Below are 19008 nucleotides of genomic sequence, written 5' to 3'. Positions count from 1 at the left end.
ATTTCGAATCGGCTCCGGCCTAAATCGAGAGCGGAACCTCCGTCGAGAACAGCAGGAGTGGCTGCAAATGCAGTGCCGGTTTCCAGGATGACTGAGGTACTACTTCAATCCGTCGAAAGCCGCTTTCATCAAGTCGGCTTGCTCGAGTTTGTGCGCAGCCATGCTGCCCGTGCTGGGGCTGGCCGATTCGGCCCGTGTGGCTTTGGACAACTTGAACCGGGCCGAGAGGTCATCGCCGAACTTGAATTTCATGTACGGCCAGGCGCCCATGTTTTCCGGTTCGTCCTGGATCCACATCACCTCGGTGCCCTCGGGCAACCCGTCGAGCGAATCGAGCATCTCGGATACCGATAGCGGATAGAGTTGTTCGACGCGCATAATCGGTACGTTTTCGATCTCTTTGTCCGTGCGTTCCTGCAAGAGGTCGTAGTAGATTTTGCCGGTACACAGCAGAAGCCGACGGGCGTTCTTCAGCGGCACCTTGCGATCGGGCAGCACCTTTTGGAAGCTTCCTGAGGCAACGACCTTCAGCGGACTGGTGACTTCGGGGTGCCGGAGCAAGCTCTTGGGCGTCAGCACGATGAGTGGTTTTCGCCATTTGCGAATCACCTGTCGGCGGAGCAGATGGAAGAACTGGGCCGGCGTGGTCGGCTGGCAGACCTGGATGTTGTCTTCGGCTGACATGGCTAGCCAACGCTCGATGCGGGCGCTGCAGTGCTCCGGGCCCTGGCCCTCGAAGCCATGTGGTAGCAACATGACCAACCCTGACAGCCGATCCCATTTGTCTTCGGCACTGGCAATGAACTGGTCGACAATCACTTGGGCCACGTTCCAGAAATCACCGAACTGGGCTTCCCAGATACACAGACCGTTGGGGCAATCGAGTGAGTAGCCGTACTCAAAACCGAGTACGCCTGCTTCGCTCAAGGGACTGTTGTAGAGTTCGAGATGCGCTTGGTCCTTGCTGACGTGTTCCAGTGGCACGTAGAGTTCACCGCTGCGAACATCGTGCAGCACCGCATGGCGGTGGCTAAACGTTCCGCGTTGACAGTCCTGGCCCGTCATTCGGATCGGATGTCCTTGATCGAGCAGGGATGCGAAGGCGGCACCCTCGGCGGCGGCCCAATCCAGTGGTCGCTCTCCCGCAGCCATCTCGCGGCGCTGCGAGAACGGGCGTTTGAGCTTCTTGTGCGATGAGAAGCCATCGGGCAAGCGTGTCAGCGAATCAACCAGCTCGCTCAGTTTTTGCACATCGATCGTAGTGTCGACGGGATCGTCGGGTTCTGGGCCACCGAAGTACTCACTCCAATTGGCAGCGAGAGTTTGCGTATCGGCGACGAATGATTCATTTTTGCTGGCCTCGAACTCGCTTTCGAGCTTTTCCGTCCGCTCCTTGCTGATTTTGTCAGCTTCCTCTTCGGTAATTTTGCCGAGTTTGAGCAGCCGGTTGAGGTATTGTTGCCGGACATTGGGACGGCGATCGATCTCGGCGTACATCAGCGGCTGAGTGAATCGCGGCTCGTCGCCTTCGTTGTGCCCCCAACGCCGGTATGCATACAAATCGATGACCACGTCGCGATGAAATTCTTTGCGGAAATCCATTGCCAGGGCGACGACCTGAGCGACAGCCTCGGGGTCCTCGCCATTGACGTGGAAAATCGGAATTTGCAGCATGCGGGCGATGTCCGTCGCATAGGTCGTGCTGCGGCCATCGCGCGGGTCGGTCGTGAAGCCAACTTGATTGTTGATCACGACGTGTAGCGTCCCGCCGGTGCGGTATCCCGGCAGTTCGCTGAGGTTGAGCGTCTCCTGGACGATTCCCTCGCCTGCGAACGCGGCGTCTCCGTGTACCAGGATGGTCATGACCTCTTTGCGGTCCGTGTCGCCTCGGTTGTCTTGCTTGCAGCGACAACGCCCCTGGGCGACGGTGTTGACGAATTCCAAATGGCTCGGGTTGAAGCACAGGGAAATGTGAAGTTGATCGCCTGAGGCGGTCTTCCAGTCGCTGCTGTATCCGAGGTGATACCGCACGTCGCCACCGCCGCGGCTCAGTTCCGGTGTCGGATCATCGAAGGACCAGAAGATGTTCATCGCTCGTTTCTTGAGGATGTTGGCCATCACGTTAAGCCGGCCGCGGTGAGCCATGCCCATCACGACTTCCTTCACCTTGTGTTGGCCGGCTTTCTCCAAAGCCAAGTCAATCAGCGGGATCAGGCTCTCGGCACCCTCGAGCGAGAATGTTTTGGCGCCGACGAATTTGCGGCGTACGAACTCTTCAAAAATGCTCGCGTCAGCCAATCTCGCGTAGATGCGGCGTTGGCGTTCGTAGGACAAGTCGAGACGGTTCTCAGTGGTTTCCATCCGCCGCTGCAACCAATCGCGGATATTGCGATTGTCGATATGCATGAACTGGGCACCGATGGAGCGACAGTAGGTCTGCTGCAGCTTCTTCAGGATGACATCCAGGGTGCTGCCCGAGACGTTATCGAGGACACTGCTGTCGAAAGGTCGGGCGAGATCCTGGTCGCTCAGACCATGCGTCTGCGGCGATAGCTCCGGGCAGCCGTTTTCATAGAGTCCGAGCGGGTCGAGTTTGGCGACGAGGTGCCCTCGCACTCGGTACTCCCGCACGAGTTGGTCGATGCGGTCTTGAATGCGCGCCAACCACAGGGCTTGGTCGACGTTCTGATTGCCCGTCGATCCTGTCGGCACCCCCGCACTGGCGGTTGCCGTCAGGCCAGGGGCAGCGGCCGCGCCCGCAGGCGAACCGTCTGGTTCAGCACCGGGACCGGACGTCCTCGTTCGAGACGTGCCCGCAGTCGGCGCGGGGCCTGCCCCCTGCACGGGGGCTCCTGCTCCGACGAGAAATTGCTCGAAATAGTGACGCCAAGTTTCTGAAACGCTCGACGGATCACGCACGTATTGCACGTAGAGATCGTCGATGTAGTCCAACGAATAACTGTTCATGAGCAAAGGCAACGATCCAGCCAATCGAGAGCTGGTCGCAGTGTTGGCTTCCTAGGAGGTGAGTTGGCGGAGCAGGGAGCGCGATTCACAAAGCGAATGGGGGCCGCTTTATTTTGTCTCGTACGGGCGGATGAATACTCTACGCAAGCAACGGCCTTGTGGGTAGACAAGACATGGTGAACTTTTTCGTGTTTCTCGCTACGTTGGTGGGTCCCACTCGCCCGCGTTCGCTTTTCCCTAACCCAAAACTCTGGATTCATGGCCGTTCTGATTCAACTCCGCGACGCCTTCAAACGCTTCGGTGACCAAGTTCTGCTCGACGGAGCGAATGCGAGTCTGGTGGAGGATGTCAAAATTGGCTTCGTTGGCCGCAACGGGGCGGGCAAGTCCACGCTGCTGCGCATTTTGCTAGGCGAGGAGGAGGTCGAGAAAGGCGAAGTGATCCATCACCCTAACCTACGAATCGGCTATCTGCGACAGCATGATCCGTTCCAGGAAGGCGAATCGGCGCTGGATTTTTTGATGCGAGACAGTGGCGCACCCGATTGGCGGTGCGGGCAGGTCGCAGGGCAATTTGAGCTTAAGGGCGACTACCTCGAAGGCCCGGTGAAGGCCCTCTCGGGCGGGTGGCAGACGCGAGTGAAGTTGGCTGCCCTGCTGCTGCACGATCCCAACCTGCTGATGCTCGACGAACCGACGAACTTTCTTGACCTCCGCACCCAGATCTTGCTCGAGCACTTCCTGCGCGATTTCGGCAAAGCGGCCTTGATCGTTAGCCACGACCGGGCATTCCTGAAAGCAACCTGCAGCCAAACGCTGGAATTGGCCAAGGGGCAACTGACGATGTACCCCGGTAAAATTAACGATTTTCTCGAGTTTCGTGACGAGCGACGCGAGCACGATCGCCGTGTCAATGCCACCGTGATCGCGAAACAGAAACAACTCAAACAGTTCATCGATAAAAATCGCGCCAATGCTTCCACCGCTAGCCAAGCGCGGAGCAAAGCCAAACAGCTCGAGAAATTGCAGACCGTGGAACTGGAGGTCGACGAACCCACCGTCAATATCCGGGCGCCGCGCGTGCAGCCTCGCCAGGGTACTGCCGTCCGCTGCGAACAATTGGCGATCGGCTATCCCGACAACCGCGTCGCTGAGGACATCTCGCTAGAAATTGAGCATGGCCAACGCGCGGCCATCGTCGGCGACAACGGGCAAGGCAAAACGACCATGCTGCGGACGCTCGTGCGCTCGCTCGAACCTCTCGATGGCAGAATGAAGTGGGGCCATGGGATCGAGATCGGCACCTATGCGCAGCACGTGTACACGACCCTCGATGAACGCCAGACGATCCTTGAGCACCTCGAATATTCGTCCGATCCCGACACGACCCGGCAGGATGTGCTCGCCATGGCCGGAGCTCTGCTGTTTCGAGATGAGGCTATTCACAAAAAGATCAAGGTGCTCAGCGGTGGCGAACGAGCTCGCGTCTGCATGGCCAGCCTGCTGTTGGGGACCGCCAACGTGCTCGTGCTCGATGAACCGGGGAACCACCTCGATGTCGAAACCGTTGAAGCTCTTGCTGACGCTCTGCAGCAATACAAAGGCACCGTCATCTTCACCAGCCACGATCGACACTTCATGGCCCAGGTCGCTACCAACGTGATCGAAGTCCGCGATGGTCGGGTCCGAAATTACTTCGGCAGCTACGACACCTACTGCGATGCGGTCGAGAAAGAGGTTTCCGAAGGCGAGCGACAACGCAACGCCGCCGCGGGCACGTCCGCGGGTTCGTCAGGCGGTGCCAAGTCGAGTGGGAAAAACGATCGGAAACAGCACAAAGATCAGCGAAAAACAGGCAAGGAACTCAAGAGCCTAGAACGCAAGATCGCCAAACTCGACGACGAGAAAAAAGAGCTCAATGAACAGCTACTCACCGAGACCAAGCCCAATGAAGCGGTGCGGTTGCACGAGCAGATCAAAGGCATCGAAGTCGAGCTCAGCGAGGCGGAGGAAAAGTGGATGGAATTGAGCGATTTCTAATAGTGCCGCAGTGAGCAGATGAGGAAAATGTGGTTCATCCGACGGAAGCGTGCGCAGAGCACAGCGGAAGGTTTTTTGAGGCATGGCTCCAGTATCCAATGATCGTTCAAAAATGCGTCCCTGACGAACAAACGCTCACCAGGGACCGACAACACCATTGGCGTACCGCTTTTGCAGGGAAACGCTGGCGACCGAGATATCCCTTGCCAAGCCAGCACCTCTGCAGAGCTCGGCTCCGTTTCTCCCGGCAGTGCCAGTCCAATATTGTCAATCACATCCCACAGATAAATCCTTCGATACGGGAGCCATGCCTTGAAAACCTCGGGCGAACGCTTCCGTCGGTTGAGCCGAAAATGTCCACTTTCCGCCAGGGTTCTTCCGCCAGAGACCTCACCTACTCGGTTTTCACCTCGGATTGATACTCGTCGGATTGATTATTCTTCGGTGTCCTCTCCGGTGTCGACGGCGGTGGGATCTTCCAGCGGTGCCAGCACGATCCGCTTCGTCAGTTCTTTGCCTGCTCGCCAGATTTTAATGTCCTGGGTTGAGCCGATCGGTTGTTGCTCGACCGCTTGTTGTAGCGCGCTCATGCGTCGCACTCGCTGTCCGGCAAACTCCATGATCACATCCCTGCTTTGGAGACCAGCGGCGTCCGCAGCCGAATCAGTGATGACTTGATGGACGAGCACACCGAGGTAGGTGGGGAGGTCAAGTTTATCAGCGAGCTTGGGGTTCAGTTCGGCCAGACGCACGCCCATCGCGGCCCGGCGCACCTGCTGGTACTGAGCCAGTTCGCGGGCGATCCAGTGAGCTTGATTAATCGGGATGGCGAAGCCGATGCCTTGATAGCCACCGTTGCGGGTGGCGATTGCGGTGCTGATGGCGACGACTTTGCCGTCGAGGTCCACCAAGGGGCCACCTGAATTGCCGGGATTGATCGCCGCATCGGTCTGAAACAGCCGGCCGCGACGGATTTTGCCGATGCTACGGTGCTTGGCACTGATGATCCCCGCGCAGACTGTCGCTTCGAGCTTGAAAGGACTGCCGATGGCGAGTACCCAGTCGCCGATTTCGATGGGGTCGGAATCACCCAGCGTCGCGGTTGCCAAATCGCGTTCGCTGAGCAAACGCAGCACAGCGATGTCACTGGCGGGGTCCCCGTACACGCTCTCGGCAACCAATTCACTTTCGTCGGGCAATTGCACCACGACGCGTTTGGCATTGGTGATCACGTGATTGTTGGTCATCACCCAGTAGGTCTTTTCAGGGGAGGAATCGGCATCCTCGGCGTCTTCTGCGTCGCCGGTGGGCAGCAAATTCACAAGGACTCCGGACCCCAAGCCCGTCAAGGGATAGCCTTCATCATCGGTTTGAGAAGGTGGCTGGGGGCCGAAGGTTTCGTCACCGGTCGGATCGTTCGGGGCTTCGCCTGGCGTTTCCTCTTGGGCGGTGGACGTTTGCGAATTCTGGCCGTAGGAATAGACCGTCACGACGGCTGGAGTGGCTTCACGAGCGGCGTGTCGAAAGGCGATCGAGAGCGCCCGAGCATCGCTTTTAAAGACACTCTCTTGTTCGGCCACGTCCTGTTCCGCAATCTCTTTTTCAAGCATGTCCTGTTCAATGGCGTCCTCGCCGGCGCTCGGCAGCGTGACGATCTCCTGCGCCCCGGTGGGCAGTGGGCAGGCGAGCATGAGTAGGAGGGCGGTAGCGAGTGCCGTGGGCACACCGTGAGCGGTCGTTTGACAGATTGGGAACATGTACTCGTTTTCTCGAAGCGTCAAAAAGGAACGCGATCTGAGCAACACCACGATCGACCAGTGGCGTCGATCTCGGGGGCATCGATCTCGGGCGCTGGACAGGCCAGCCATTGAATTCTAAACAGTTGCCACCCTGATCGGATAGGTTCGATGCTCAAGCGGGCGAGTCGGCACTGCCGGAGGCAACCTCCCGAGAGTGAACCCCAGTTGGGTGTGTCGATCTTCCTGGCTTGAGTAGGTTTTCCTGGCGGTTGAAGTTTGCTACGCTAATGATGCCCTGAAGGCGGAATTGACACCTCTCTTCTCGACTGAATCTATGTCCAGCATCTCCGCACGCCCCTCTTCATTCATGTCCACCTCGGAATACGAACCGCCCGCCGACGATGAAGTCTTGCGATTGGTCCAAGCGGCGATTTCCGCGCGCAATCATGCCTACGCGCCTCACAGCCATTTCTACGTGGGGGCTGCCGTGCTGCTGCACGGCGGCCGGATCGTGGAAGGCTGTAACGTCGAGAATGCGAGCTATTCGTTGACTCAGTGCGCCGAACGTGTGGCTGTGACCACTTCGGTGGCCGAGGGCCATCGCAACTTCCGGGCGATCGCCGTGGCCAGCGTTGGTGGCGCCATGCCCTGTGGCGCCTGTCGCCAAGTCCTGGCCGAGTTTGGCATGGACATGGCGGTGTACACGGTCGATGTTATTGACGGCGAGCAGAAAATGCGATTGCTTTCTGAACTGCTACCTGATGCCTTCTCGGGCACGGATCTGTTGCCGTAAAGAGATGGGGTTGATCTTTGTGTGAGGCGTTCGGTCCGCTCGCAGAACGGTACGCCCAATCCACCCAAGTGGAATCAGCATTCGATGTACTCCTCCGATTGGCCGCACAGGGGATCGATCACGTGGCCGGACCAGCGAACGAGCCGGTGGCTCGTCGGCCACTGCGTACCGATCGCAATCAGCGATACGAGGGTGAGTAGTTCCCCAATGAATGTTCGATGGTGAATCAAGGCGGCGAAACAGCCAGCCACTGCAAAACAGCTGACCATGGTCAGAAGTTGCCGGTTGTAGACGTTTCCCAAACGCTTGCTCAGCCGGCACGAGCGATAAATGGAACTCGATGGGCAGTCCCACTTCGCAATGAAGCTGCGGAGAGCCACGCCACGTTGGTGGTATTTCAAACTGCAACGCAGGCGGCGGCGGTGAGTCGCCCGGTAAATGGGAACCGTCCCAGCACTCAGCGCCACGCCAGCGGCGATCCCCAGCAGCCAGCCACTGAGCAGCGAGAGCGTCGGCGCGTCCCAGAGGTCACCGCGGTCGCTCCACCTCAGTGCGATCCGCAGTACCAGAGCGGCGATTGGCAATCCCGCCACGATGATTAGCCAGGTACGCAGGTGTCGCAGTTGATCGGCAATGCAGCGATGCGGCGCCTGCTGGCGCAGCCCTCGAGGGATCCGCCGCCAGATGCAGACCAACGGTGATCGCAGGCTTTCGAGGACCATCGGATCGCAGGGCGCATTCGAATCCGCTCGACGTCGTATCGTGGCAGCGTCATCGGGCGGATTCAAGTTCAATCGTCTCGTTTGGGGGAGCGAGGTTTCTGGTGACGCAGGCATGTATCGGTTGCTTGATCACTGCGCAGCGGGTTGGAACAAGTTCAATCTAGCTGACCGAGCAGGGAGCCGACGGCAGGCGGGGGGAAATCACCGGAAATGGCGGTCTCTGCGGGTGTTGGGACCTGCGTGACCGGCATGATCGGTAGTCGGCGGGCAGCGGCCGAGAAAGTGGTTCTTTGGCCGGGGTGACCAAACGTGTCATGGCGTCAGCGAAGAATGTCGGGTGTTCCAGGGCATGGCCCGCTTCCCGATTGCAAAGGACGTTTCTGATGACTCAGTTGACCCTCTTTTCCGACCTGTCTCCCGCAGCGGCTACCGACACCGACCCAACCGAGTTGGACACCTTGTCAAAACTCGCGAGCCTGATCCGCCAAGGGCGGACCCGGATGCAAACTCAGTCGCAACAACGCAGTCGCCCGATTCAGTCCATTGGCGATCTCGCTCAGTCCGTGTTGCTGCGACATGATCTCGTCGCTCGTCGCCGCGCCGCAGCGGAAAATCCCGTCAGCCGACTGCCTGCGACGGGAGCCGAACGCTCTTCCGCCCACGTGCAAGTGGCGACTTAGGCTCCGACCGGAAAAAGAAAAGGCACAAAACCGGATCAGCCGCAGCAGAAAGTGGATTCAGGGTGTGGGCCGATATCGTCGATAAATCAGTGGGGAGAGCACAGGTCCCGGCAGACTGCATTTACTTCGTCAACTCATCCACTGCATCGCCCCGGGCGTCAGTCCTCTTTATCCTACACATCTTTTCGGGTAGATACACAGGCACATAAAGGATCTTAGTGTGCTCAGGGAGGGCTGCGGCGATGGAATGGATTGAATCGGAGTTCGCTTGGCTTGAATTAGGCGACCTGAGACGAGAAAAACGCGTTAAAACGATTGTCGAGCAGTTTTCGAGAATCGCTGAGTCCCAACCCGGCGCATGTATGGGGGATTCCGATTTGGAAGCGCTCTATCGTGTTGCCAAAAATCCCGCAATCACAACAGACGCCATTTTGGATGCTCATCAACAAGCTGCGATTGTGCGGACAGCTTCGCATGCCGTGGTCGTTCTCGCCCAGGACACATCCGTTATTGATCTGACCAAGCCGAGTCGGCAGGTCAAAGGGACCGGGCCGCTAGAGTCCGACGATAAATTCGGATTCTTTCTTCACCCGCTCTATGCCCTGAGTGAGCAAGGTCTTCCGTTAGGAATGGTCGATCATGTCCTCTGGACACGCCAATCCATTCTCACCAACGTGGACAGACCCGACAAAGAGCGTCTCCGCAAACAATCTTGTTACGAATGCATCGGCTCGCGATCGGGCTGGGAATTCCGATCCGTGTCGCTCACCTGCCACCGTATTGCAGCAAGTACAACCCGATCGACCACCGACTTTTCTGCCATCTGACTGCGGCGCTCAGTGGTCGCTTAGTGGAATCACTCTCATGGATGCAAATGCTGTTCTCAGAAGTGACGACACGTCGCGGTCTCAAAGTTGTCTGTGAATTGGCTCGCAAGGTGTATCAATCAGGAATCAAAGCCAATTCAGAATTTCGCAAAAATGAACCTACCCAACGTGATGCCCAGCTCGGTCAATTCAACTATGTACTGCCGAACTGAAATCCCGAAGTTGTTTCCGAACGTGTCCTTAACGCGTCGGGTTACCAATAAAACAGGCTACTCATAACGCGGAATGAATTCCCAGTACCTGCTTAGCCTTCTTTCTTGCACCCCTCACCGCGAGCATGGGCGATCCGCTCACACTGGAGGCTGTGCCTCCTGTGGTCATTAAAACCACCCCGGTCGCAGGCGATGGGGAGGCCAGCGCCAACGTCACTGAGATCTGATAGTTGTGCGAATTGTCCCGCAACGTATGCAAGGCTGAGAAACATTCCAGCGGCTTTTACACCGGGAGCAGTCATCGCGAGGTCTAACCGTAGACTGTCAAAACGATGAGATTGACGAGTCATTCGAATTCGCAGCTCATCTCCCATCGGGGTAGGTTCGCTTTGCGTTAATGACAAACAACAAGATAACCTCGGGTTCAGGTCGTGAGAGCGCAGCGAGCAAACTGCAACCCAAGGTTACGTCTGATGTTCAACGCCACTACCTGCAAAGCTGAGATGATATGGCAGGGGTCCAAAACACGGCAAGGTTATCGCGAGGCTCTTTGGGGGCTTCGTTTCCTGCGACGCAGCCCTGTGACAATCCCGGCAACCGACAATCCGCCCAGTAGCACGAAGGATCCAGGCTCGGGAACAGCCGAAACAGAAGGGTTGATCGAGCCAAAGCTTGGATTGAAAGGGTCGCCGTTGAACGTCAGCGTATCGGCAACGTTCACCGCATTGATATCGAAGATCTGGTTGCTGTTCGGATTGTTGATGGCATACCAGTCTCCCATTGAAGCGTCACGGAAGACAAGCTGAGGCTCGTTACCGGTGAATGCGAAATCCTGACCGCCGAGTTGCGAACCGTAAAGTCGAAACAGATCCGTTGTCGAATCGGGAATTCCGATCGCGTCTTGGACCCCGATCAACCGACTGATATCGTCGATGATGCCGTCGTCATTGGTGTCGATGTCGGCCGGTGGTGCCGACTGGTCATAGTCGGTGACCAAGACAATGGTGTGCGTGGGGTCGAGTAAATCGCCGATCGTGGCGACCAGCAAGCCATTCGAATCGAAGGTTCCATTGATCAGCGAAGAGGTATCCACGGTTCCGGCTCGACCAAACTCGCCTCCGATGCCCAGGACGTAGCCCCTGTATGCCGTCCCGGCCATCCCTCTCAATTCGATTTGCTGGGTGAGAGGATCCCGTCCGGCTGGGGCAGGTCGAAACTCGCTAATCACCCCAGCATGCACTGGCGTAGAGAGCGAAACGACCGCTAATAATAACAATAGACTACTCGAGATAAATCGCATCAGGTGACTCCGGTTTTTGGCTTTGATATTGCTTGTATTCAAACGAATTGATTGGCGAGGGTGCCTGTGGTGCATCAACGCGTCACACGCGCGTTCAGTGCGTCGACGGCGAGTTGCTCTAGCAACATGTCATCAACGAGGCGTCGTTGTTGATCCAAAACGCTGTCGATCGCGGTAGCTTGGGGCGTCATCGGTGAGGCCTCGGCCGTGCTATCGCTCTCGGGTGAGGAGCCGTCTTGGTTGAGAGTATTGATGATGATCAAGGCGTCCAACGCAGTGATCTGTCCGTCCTCGTTGACATCAAGATTTCGCGGATCATCGGCATCCGTTTCGACGTCGGATGATGGCTCGCTTTCGGCAAGCACCAATCCGCGGCCGAGAGAGTTGATCACCCGCAGGGCGTCCACGGCCGTCACGAACCCATTGCGGTCGACATCGGCGCGACGAGCGGAGGAGGCACCCGTTCGATTGGACTCAAACGCTCCGCTGTCAGCTCGGGCACCTTGCGGACGAACGACGCCACGCTGATCCACGGCGAGTCCAGCGTCGTTTCCGTTATTGATCGCGAGACTGCCGGCGAGCAAGGCATGAGTCATCGTCGGCCCACCATTGTTCGCCAGCGGAGCCAAACCTGCGGCTCCGCCGATCACGTTGTTGCCGACGTCAATAATAATACCGTTAATGTTGGGATCCGTAGTTGCCGTATTGCTGGCCACGATGGATGAGCCGACCGTGGTGACGCCGCCAGCGACACTCAAGCCACCGCCCAGCGTCGCCGTGTTCATGCCGACCGTGACACTGGTCAATGTCACGTTGCCACCTTCGGTCCGTAAACCACCACCCGCACCGGAGGTGGAGGCGGATCCATTGGCACGGTTTCCACTGATCGTTGAGTTCATCAATTCGATATCGCCGCTGGTCGAATCGTTAAAAACTCCGCCGCCGTCGCCCGATGTATTCCCCGAAACTGTGGAGGCATCAATGATCATCGTGCCCGCTGCATTCCAAAGACCGCCGCCTTCATTGGCAGCGATGTTTCGGCTCACGGTCGTTTGGCTGATCGCAATATTGCCAGCGCCGGAAACGTGCAGCCCGCCGCCATTGCCGGGTGAGGAGAACAATGCTCCACCACGGCCCGGCGTTATCACGCCCGCGTTGTTTCGGTCTAGCACGACGCGGGTCAACGTGATGCTGTTGCCAATCCCGACGGTTCCCGCAGCGACCGAATTATCCTCGATTCCGCCACCCGCGCGACTGGCCACATTAGACGTGATTTGCGTGTCCGTGATCGCGATGATGCCGCCATCGACGTTCAGGATTCCACCGCCGCTGCCGGAGACGCCGTCAGCAAAGTTGGAGAGAATGATCGCGTTGCTGATTTCGACATTGCCGCCGTTATTGAAGATGCCGCCACCGCCTTGATCGGCCGCCGCCCCAAGAGCGGTGTTGAGCTGGATCAAAGTGCCGTTTCGCACCGTCAATGTGCTGCCCGCTTGGTTCCAAAGACCGCCGCCTTCCGCCGCCGCGACGTTGCCCGAAACGAGGCCGCCGTCGATCGTCACGTCGGCGATGCCGCTGACGTGCAGACCGCCACCGTTGCCGGGCGTGGCAGGTCCACCGGTGGCAATGGTATTCACATCGTTGTTAATCAAGTCGCTGTTGGTAAGCGTGACGTTGCCGTCGATGATTTCGATTCCGCCGCCTGCTCGATTTGCCCCATTCGATTCGAAGCTGCTGTTTGCAATGGTGACGGCTCCGGCCACGCTGAGTAGGCCACCGCCACTGCCTGCGGTCCCGTCGGCGAGATTGTCGTCAAGATTGGTAGCGTCGACGTTGAGTGTTCCACCGTCGTTGTAGATGCCGCCCCCACCGCTGTCGGCGGCGTCACCTGAGGCAGTATTCCCTTGAACCGCGACACCCGAAACCGTGAGGATCCCTGTCGACGAATTCCACAGCCCGCCACCCTCGTTGGCCGCAAAGTTGTTGCTGACCGTTCCGCCTTCAATGGTCACTTCGCCCGGACCGCTGACGTGCAGTCCACCGCCATTGCCGGGATTGGCGCGGAACCCCGCCGCTTGGCCTACACCGTCGGCGCGAAGAAACTCCAGTGATTCGATTGGCAATGCCGATCCGTCGATCCGCAGGTTATCCAAAAAACCTCGAAACGGATTCTGAAACAGGAATTGCCGATTCGCACCAATGAACAACGGAAGTGTTTCTGGATTGACCGCTCCCGCATTGATGCTGAACGTATCAACGAGGGTCAATCCATCATCGACTGTCCCTTTATAGAACTTAACATTGTCGGCCGTTGCCGTTCCGTCGTAGCTGGCGGCGAAGTAAACGTACTCACCCACCTCGATGTAGGCCTGGGACGACTCCCGAGTTTGTCCGTCGACAGTCAGTTGCAGCGTTCCTGCGTTGGTGCGACTACCCCCGCGCAATCGGAAACCAGCGTCCGATGTCCCATTTTCAAACAAGCTGGCTTGCAGGCCGATGCTTGCCGAGCTTGACGGCAACATGTACCAGCCAGAGAGAGTGAATGCATCGAGGGTATCGACGGCATCAAAATCGAGAGCGTGTTGCCCGTGACTAACATTGGAGAATTGATTTCCCGCGCCGGTGTTGTCGAACGCGCGGTCGCCGTCCTCGCCAGAGACGCCGGTTCCCGTTGCGCTGTGCAAATCCGCGGGCGTCGTGCTATTGTTGGCATTAAAATTCAGGACAGGGTTGCCACCACCATCGGCGGCCGCTCCCGTCGCGAGCGCCGTCGGTCCAGTTTCATTGAAGTTATAATACAACAGAGGCTCGGGGATGTTGGCACCGGCCAAACTTCGATCCAGTCCCGCACCGTTGTCGTCTAGGTTGACGTTGGTCAAGGTGGTGAGCGCACTGCCGACGGTCTCGATGCCGCCGCCAGCACGGACGGCAATGTTCGCGTTGATGGAAGTGTCGACAACGATCAGGGTTGCGCCGTTACTGAGAATTCCACCGCCACTACCTGACAGACCATCGGCCAAGTTTCCACTGATTGTCGTTTCAGTCACAGTGACCGTCCCACCGTCGGTGAAGATCCCACCACCGCCTTGATCCGCAGCGTCGCCCGAGGCCACGTTGCCCGAGATGTTGACGTTGTCGACGGTCAAGGTTCCCGCTGCACTGTTCCAGAGTCCGCCACCTTCACCGGCGGCGGTGTTGTTGGTGACGGTGGCGCGTCGGATGGTTGCGTTGCCGGTCCCGGAGATATGGACGGCACCGCCGTTAATCCCAGCCATATTTGCGTTCATGACCAATGGCACTTCGGTGGCAGAGTCGAAACCAAGATCCAACGTCAGGTCACCAATGATTTCGAATGCGCCGCCAGCGCGGCCTGCTACGTTGCCTTCAACCAATCCGCCCTGATACGACCCGGTGCCGCCGGACGCAACCAACAGGCCGCCGCCGTTACCCATCGGACTCGCCGCGGAGTTACCGATCATGTCATTGTTGTTGAATTCGTTGTCCGCAGCGGTGTGAATCGCACCGCCTCCCAGTCCCGGCGCGTCGCCTCCGGCGGCGTTGCCGACAAAGGAGTTGTCGGCCAAGAACAACGTGCCGCCCTCGCTCGCGATCGCCCCGCCGTTGACCGCCGCGGTGTTGTTGGTGAAGACGCTGCGGTCGACGCTGGTGTCGGGAAGATCTCCGTCGGCAAAGAGGGCACCGCCGAACCTTGCCTCATTGTTGTCGAAGGACGAATCGAGCACCGACATGAAACCGCCATTGCTGTTCCAGAAGCCGCCGCCTTCGTTAGCAGCTGAATTGCCGTTCACGGTTGCGTTGCTGACGACGGAAAAACTGAACCCGGATTGGTGCAGCGCGCCACCGTTGACTGCGGCAAAGTTATTCTCGAAATCGGTACCGTCGCTACTGAAAAATCCTAGATTTTCGACACCGCCGCCCGCGCGAGCTGCGCGGTTACCACTGATCATGCCGCCGGTGGTCGAGAAATCGGCGAAGGCTGGGGCGAGCACGCCGCCACCGTCAGCGGTTCCTTCGATCGCTGTGTTGTCGGCGATATCCGTGTTCGTCACGACTGAGAATCCAGCTGCAAAGATCCCTCCCCCACCGGTTCCCGCCAAAGTCGCGCCGGCAGAGTTGCCTTCAATGACGCTGTCGTCAATCGTCAAGTTTTGGAATGACAAATCGCCCGCTTCGGTGTAAACACCGCCTCCGCTTTGAGTCGCAGTGTTCCGTGAAACCATTGCGTCGGTGAGTACCGTATTGCCACCATCGCTGTAGACGCCGCCCCCATCGGTCGCTGAGTTACCGCTGATTGTGGCACCGTCGACAAACAGGTTTCCCGTCGCGCTGTTCCACAATCCGCCCCCTTCCCCGGCGGCCATGTTGCCGCTGACCGAACCATCATTGATACGAACGATCCCGTTACCCGTTATGTGCAGTCCACCGCCGTTTCCTGGATTGGCCGCAATCGCAACATCCAATCCCGTCGCGCCGAACCGCCGAGCTTCCAACTCACTAATCGACACTACCGAACCATCGATGCGGATTTCATCGAGCAGTCCGTTGAACGGGTTGATCGTCAATCCACTCGTGCGAGTCACACCGATGGACAATGGAACGTTCTCTTGCTCGACGACGCCCGCATCGAGCGTTAACGTGTCTACCAGCGTCACGCCGCCCGTCGTCGTACCTTTGTAGAACTTTACGTTGTCGGTCGAACGGGTACCGTCGTAGGACACGGCAAAATAGACGTACTCACCGATCTCGGTATAGACTCTCGAGGATTCGATACTGCGATCGCGGTTAACCCTCAGTTCCAAGGTACCGGCGTTGGCGACTGCACCGCCTCGCAATCGAAAGCCGCCGGGTGCGTCATTGATCGAGATCGTTCCGTTTTCAATCAGCGCGTCTTGCCGACCAATGCTCTCGGTCGCCGATTCAGGCAACATGAACCAACCTGATAATGTGAAGGCGCTCAACGCATCAATGGCGTCGAAGTCGACTGCGTTTTGAGCGTGGCTGGCGTTGGTAATCCCGGTGCTATTCGTGTTATCAAAGGCAAAGTCGCCGGGCCGCCCCGAAACGCCGCTGCCGTCGGCAGCGCGCAGGTCCGCCGGCAGCCCGCCGTTCGCCGTTAGCAGCAACGACGGCTCACCGCCGGGAGTCGCGGCGGACCCCGACGCGGGCGCCGACGTGCCGCGTTCATCAAACAGGTAGGCCAGCAGTGGCTGGCTGGCCGGACCTCCCGGGGACCCCACGCCGGCATTGTTTCCATCGAGCGTCACGTTATTGAGGACAGTCTCTGAGCCAGCTGTCGACTCGATCCCGCCGCCCGCCCGATTGGCGATATTGCCAGTCACGATTGTGTTGTTGACGGTGGCACTGCCGCCGAGATTGAAGAGACCTCCACCACTTCCGCTGAGGCCGTCGGCGGCATTGGCGCTAATCTCCGCGTTGGAGACCATTAACGTACCGCCGTTATTGAACACGCCCCCGCCACCATCGTCGGCCGCCGGACCGCGGGCGACATTGCGGGTAATCGGGGTGCCCTCAACGGTCAAAGTGCCCTTGTCGTTCCACAAACCGCCGCCTTCTCGTGCAGCGATGTTCCCGCGAACGCTGCCGCCCACGATCGTGGTGTTGCCCAGTCCCGTGACGTGCAAGCCGCCGCCGTTGCCAGGCGCGGCGGTGCCTGCAGGGCCAGCGACGTTGTCATTCAGCTCGGTCCCATCGAGTTCGATCGTAGCCCCCGCGGCGGACTCAATTCCGCCGCCCGCTCGATTTGCAATATTGGCCGAAATAACGCTGTCGAAAAAACTCGCTCGCCCGGCGACACTCAAGACTCCACCACCGCTGCCCGCAGCTCCGTTGGCGAAGTTGTTCATCAATGCCGAGCCACTGACAATGACGATACCACCTTCATTGTAAAGACCTCCGCCGCCGTTGTCGGCCGCATCACCCGAGGCGACATTTGCCAAAATTTGACTGTTGTCGATCGTTAGTACTCCCGACCCGTTCCATAGTCCTCCGCCTTCATTGGCGGCGATGTTCTCGTTGATGAAGCTCTCTGCGATCAAGACATTGGCCGAGCCCGTGACGTGCAAGCCGCCGCCGTTTCCAGGTGCTGCGGCGGTCGCGTCGTCACCGACCACTCCGGCATTATTTTCGCTCAACGTGACACCGATCAAAGTCAACGCATTGCGTACCGCTGGCGAGGTCGCCACTTCAATCCCGCCGCCGGCGCGGCTCGCCACGTTGCCGTTGATCTCCGTATCAATGACGTTCACCTGAGCGGTATCGAGCGTCAAAATTCCGCCACCCGAGCCGGATGCGCCAGCGGCGAAATTGCCGGAGATCAAAGAATCATCGATTGAAACGGTGCCGCCTTTGGTTGCCACGCCACCACCACCGCCAGCGTCCCCGGTGGCAGCGTTATTAAGCACTCGTACGTCCGTGAGCACGAGTGAACCGCCGTTATTAAATATCCCGCCACCGCCTTGGTTTGACGCTGCACCAGCGGCTTCGTTGCCGCCCACCAACGCGTCGCTGGAGATCGTCATTGTGACGCCGCTTTGGTTCCATAGTCCTCCGCCTTCGCGGGCGGCAAGGTTGTTCAGCACGCCACCGCCGGACACTGTGACCGAGGTAGCAGTCGCGCCCGCGTCACCGGTGACGTGAAGCCCGCCGCCGTTGCCTGGGGCCGACGACCCGGCCGGACCGGCCACATTGCCCTGGCTCGGCAACAGACCGCCCAAAGTCACATCACTCAACAGTAAGGAACCGACCCCCAGCTCGATCCCTCCGCCCGCGCGATTGGCGACGTTGCTCTCGATCCGGGTGTCGCGAATCACAACGTCGCCCGATGCGCTGAATAGTCCGCCGCCCGAACCACTTGTGCCGTTGGCAACGTTCCCGACGATCGACCCGTTCAGAATCGTTAGCGTCGTGTCCACGTTGAAAATACCGCCGCCGCCCTCGTCGGCCGCAGCGCCCGTCGCTTCATTGCCAACAACGTTGACACCGTCCAAGGTCACCCGGCCTGCACCGGCCAATGACAATCCACCGCCGACGTCGGCAGTTCCACCCGTGATCGTCAAATCACTCACACTGAACGTGTTTGCACCGGCAGTAACGCTTAAAACTCGGCTGAGTCCGTCGCCATCGAGCGTGACCGCCGAAGCGTCCCCACGTGATATCCGGAGCGAATCGGAAACAACGAGCTCCGTACCCCCCAAGACGAATGTCGCGTCACCAAGTGTGCTCGAAAATCGAATTGTGTCTGTAGCCGTTGCCCCCGCTTGGCCAGCGGGCGCATCACCGACGATCGCGTTCGTATTGGCGGCCTGGATCGCCTCGCGGAGGCTCACGAATCCATCCTCAGCGATCGTGTCAGCGACTGTATCAACCAGATAGGTGGTCAGCAAACGACGTGCTTCGAGCGATTCGCAGCGTAGCCGCCGATGACGCGACCGGGATACTCGCGAGAACAGCGTCCGCTTGTTCCCTTTGCGTTCTGCACGGGAAAGAGGTGCTTTAATCTGACCTGTAGAATAATTTCTGCGTCGCCCGGAAAATATCATGTTTGCTCGAATCAAGATCTCTGGTGCCGCCGCATCGCCGTGGCTCAGCGAGCGGTCTGGGTTAAATGCACGAGAGGTACGAGCAGCGCCCGGTCGGCAGATTCCAAAACTTCAGAGGAATTGAAAAGAAAGTTGCGGAACCGCATGA

General features: G+C 58.6%; 10 protein-coding genes. 5 read left to right on the top strand and 5 right to left on the bottom strand.

Annotated elements, in window-relative coordinates:
• Window positions 1-99 precede the first annotated feature (99 nt).
• Complete coding sequence (locus CA85_RS13820; protein ID WP_146391918.1) at window positions 100-2967, bottom strand: 2-oxoglutarate dehydrogenase E1 component; 2868 nt, start codon at window positions 2965-2967, stop codon at window positions 100-102.
• A 258-nt stretch (window positions 2968-3225) separates the two neighbouring features.
• Between CA85_RS13820 and CA85_RS13815 the strand changes: the two genes are divergently transcribed.
• A complete protein-coding gene (locus CA85_RS13815) occupies window positions 3226-5007 on the top strand; it encodes an ABC-F family ATP-binding cassette domain-containing protein (RefSeq protein ID WP_146391917.1) in 1782 nt (593 codons plus the stop codon).
• Window positions 5008-5441: 434 nt separating this feature from the next.
• Here CA85_RS13815 and CA85_RS13810 read toward each other — a convergent pair whose 3' ends face one another.
• Complete coding sequence (locus CA85_RS13810; protein WP_246112784.1) at window positions 5442-6764, bottom strand: S1C family serine protease; 1323 nt, start codon at window positions 6762-6764, stop codon at window positions 5442-5444.
• 316 nt (window positions 6765-7080) lie between these two features.
• On the opposite strand from CA85_RS13810, the gene CA85_RS13805 reads away from it, so the two are divergent.
• Entirely contained in the window at window positions 7081-7539 is a 459-nt protein-coding gene (locus CA85_RS13805) for a cytidine deaminase (protein WP_246112783.1), read from the top strand.
• Window positions 7540-7613: 74 nt separating this feature from the next.
• Here CA85_RS13805 and CA85_RS13800 read toward each other — a convergent pair whose 3' ends face one another.
• Window positions 7614-8327: a hypothetical protein gene (locus CA85_RS13800; protein ID WP_146391915.1), complete on the bottom strand. Its 714-nt coding sequence runs from the start codon at window positions 8325-8327 to the stop codon at window positions 7614-7616.
• 317 nt (window positions 8328-8644) lie between these two features.
• Here CA85_RS13800 and CA85_RS25715 point away from each other — a divergent pair, with 317 nt between their 5' ends.
• From CA85_RS25715 to CA85_RS13785, 3 genes are all read left to right on the top strand, one after another.
• The gene (locus CA85_RS25715; RefSeq protein WP_246112782.1) at window positions 8645-8941 is read left to right on the top strand and encodes a hypothetical protein; all 297 of its coding nucleotides are present in this window, start codon (window positions 8645-8647) and stop codon (window positions 8939-8941) included.
• A 242-nt stretch (window positions 8942-9183) separates the two neighbouring features.
• Entirely contained in the window at window positions 9184-9768 is a 585-nt protein-coding gene (locus tag CA85_RS26140; protein WP_146391914.1) for an IS4/Tn5 family transposase DNA-binding protein, read from the top strand.
• On the top strand, window positions 9654-9980 hold the full coding sequence (locus CA85_RS13785; protein ID WP_261344713.1) for an ISAzo13-like element transposase-related protein: 327 nt from the start codon (window positions 9654-9656) through the stop codon (window positions 9978-9980). Before CA85_RS26140 ends, CA85_RS13785 begins: the two co-directional genes overlap by 115 nt.
• Window positions 9981-10515: 535 nt before the next feature.
• Here the strand turns inward: CA85_RS13785 and CA85_RS13780 are convergent.
• Both CA85_RS13780 and CA85_RS13775 read right to left on the bottom strand, forming a co-directional pair.
• The gene (locus tag CA85_RS13780) at window positions 10516-11280 is read right to left on the bottom strand and encodes a PEP-CTERM sorting domain-containing protein (protein WP_186774935.1); all 765 of its coding nucleotides are present in this window, start codon (window positions 11278-11280) and stop codon (window positions 10516-10518) included.
• 74 nt (window positions 11281-11354) lie between these two features.
• Window positions 11355-18704 carry a choice-of-anchor Q domain-containing protein gene (locus CA85_RS13775; RefSeq protein ID WP_186774934.1) on the bottom strand — a complete coding sequence of 2450 codons (7350 nt, stop codon included), beginning with the start codon at window positions 18702-18704 and terminating at the stop codon, window positions 11355-11357.
• Window positions 18705-19008: the final 304 nt, after the last annotated feature.

Source organism: Allorhodopirellula solitaria (assembly GCF_007859855.1).
Taxonomy (GTDB): domain Bacteria; phylum Planctomycetota; class Planctomycetia; order Pirellulales; family Pirellulaceae; genus Rhodopirellula; species Rhodopirellula solitaria.
Note: the sequence above shows the minus strand (reverse complement) of the source record. Positions and strands in the feature narration are given on the sequence as shown.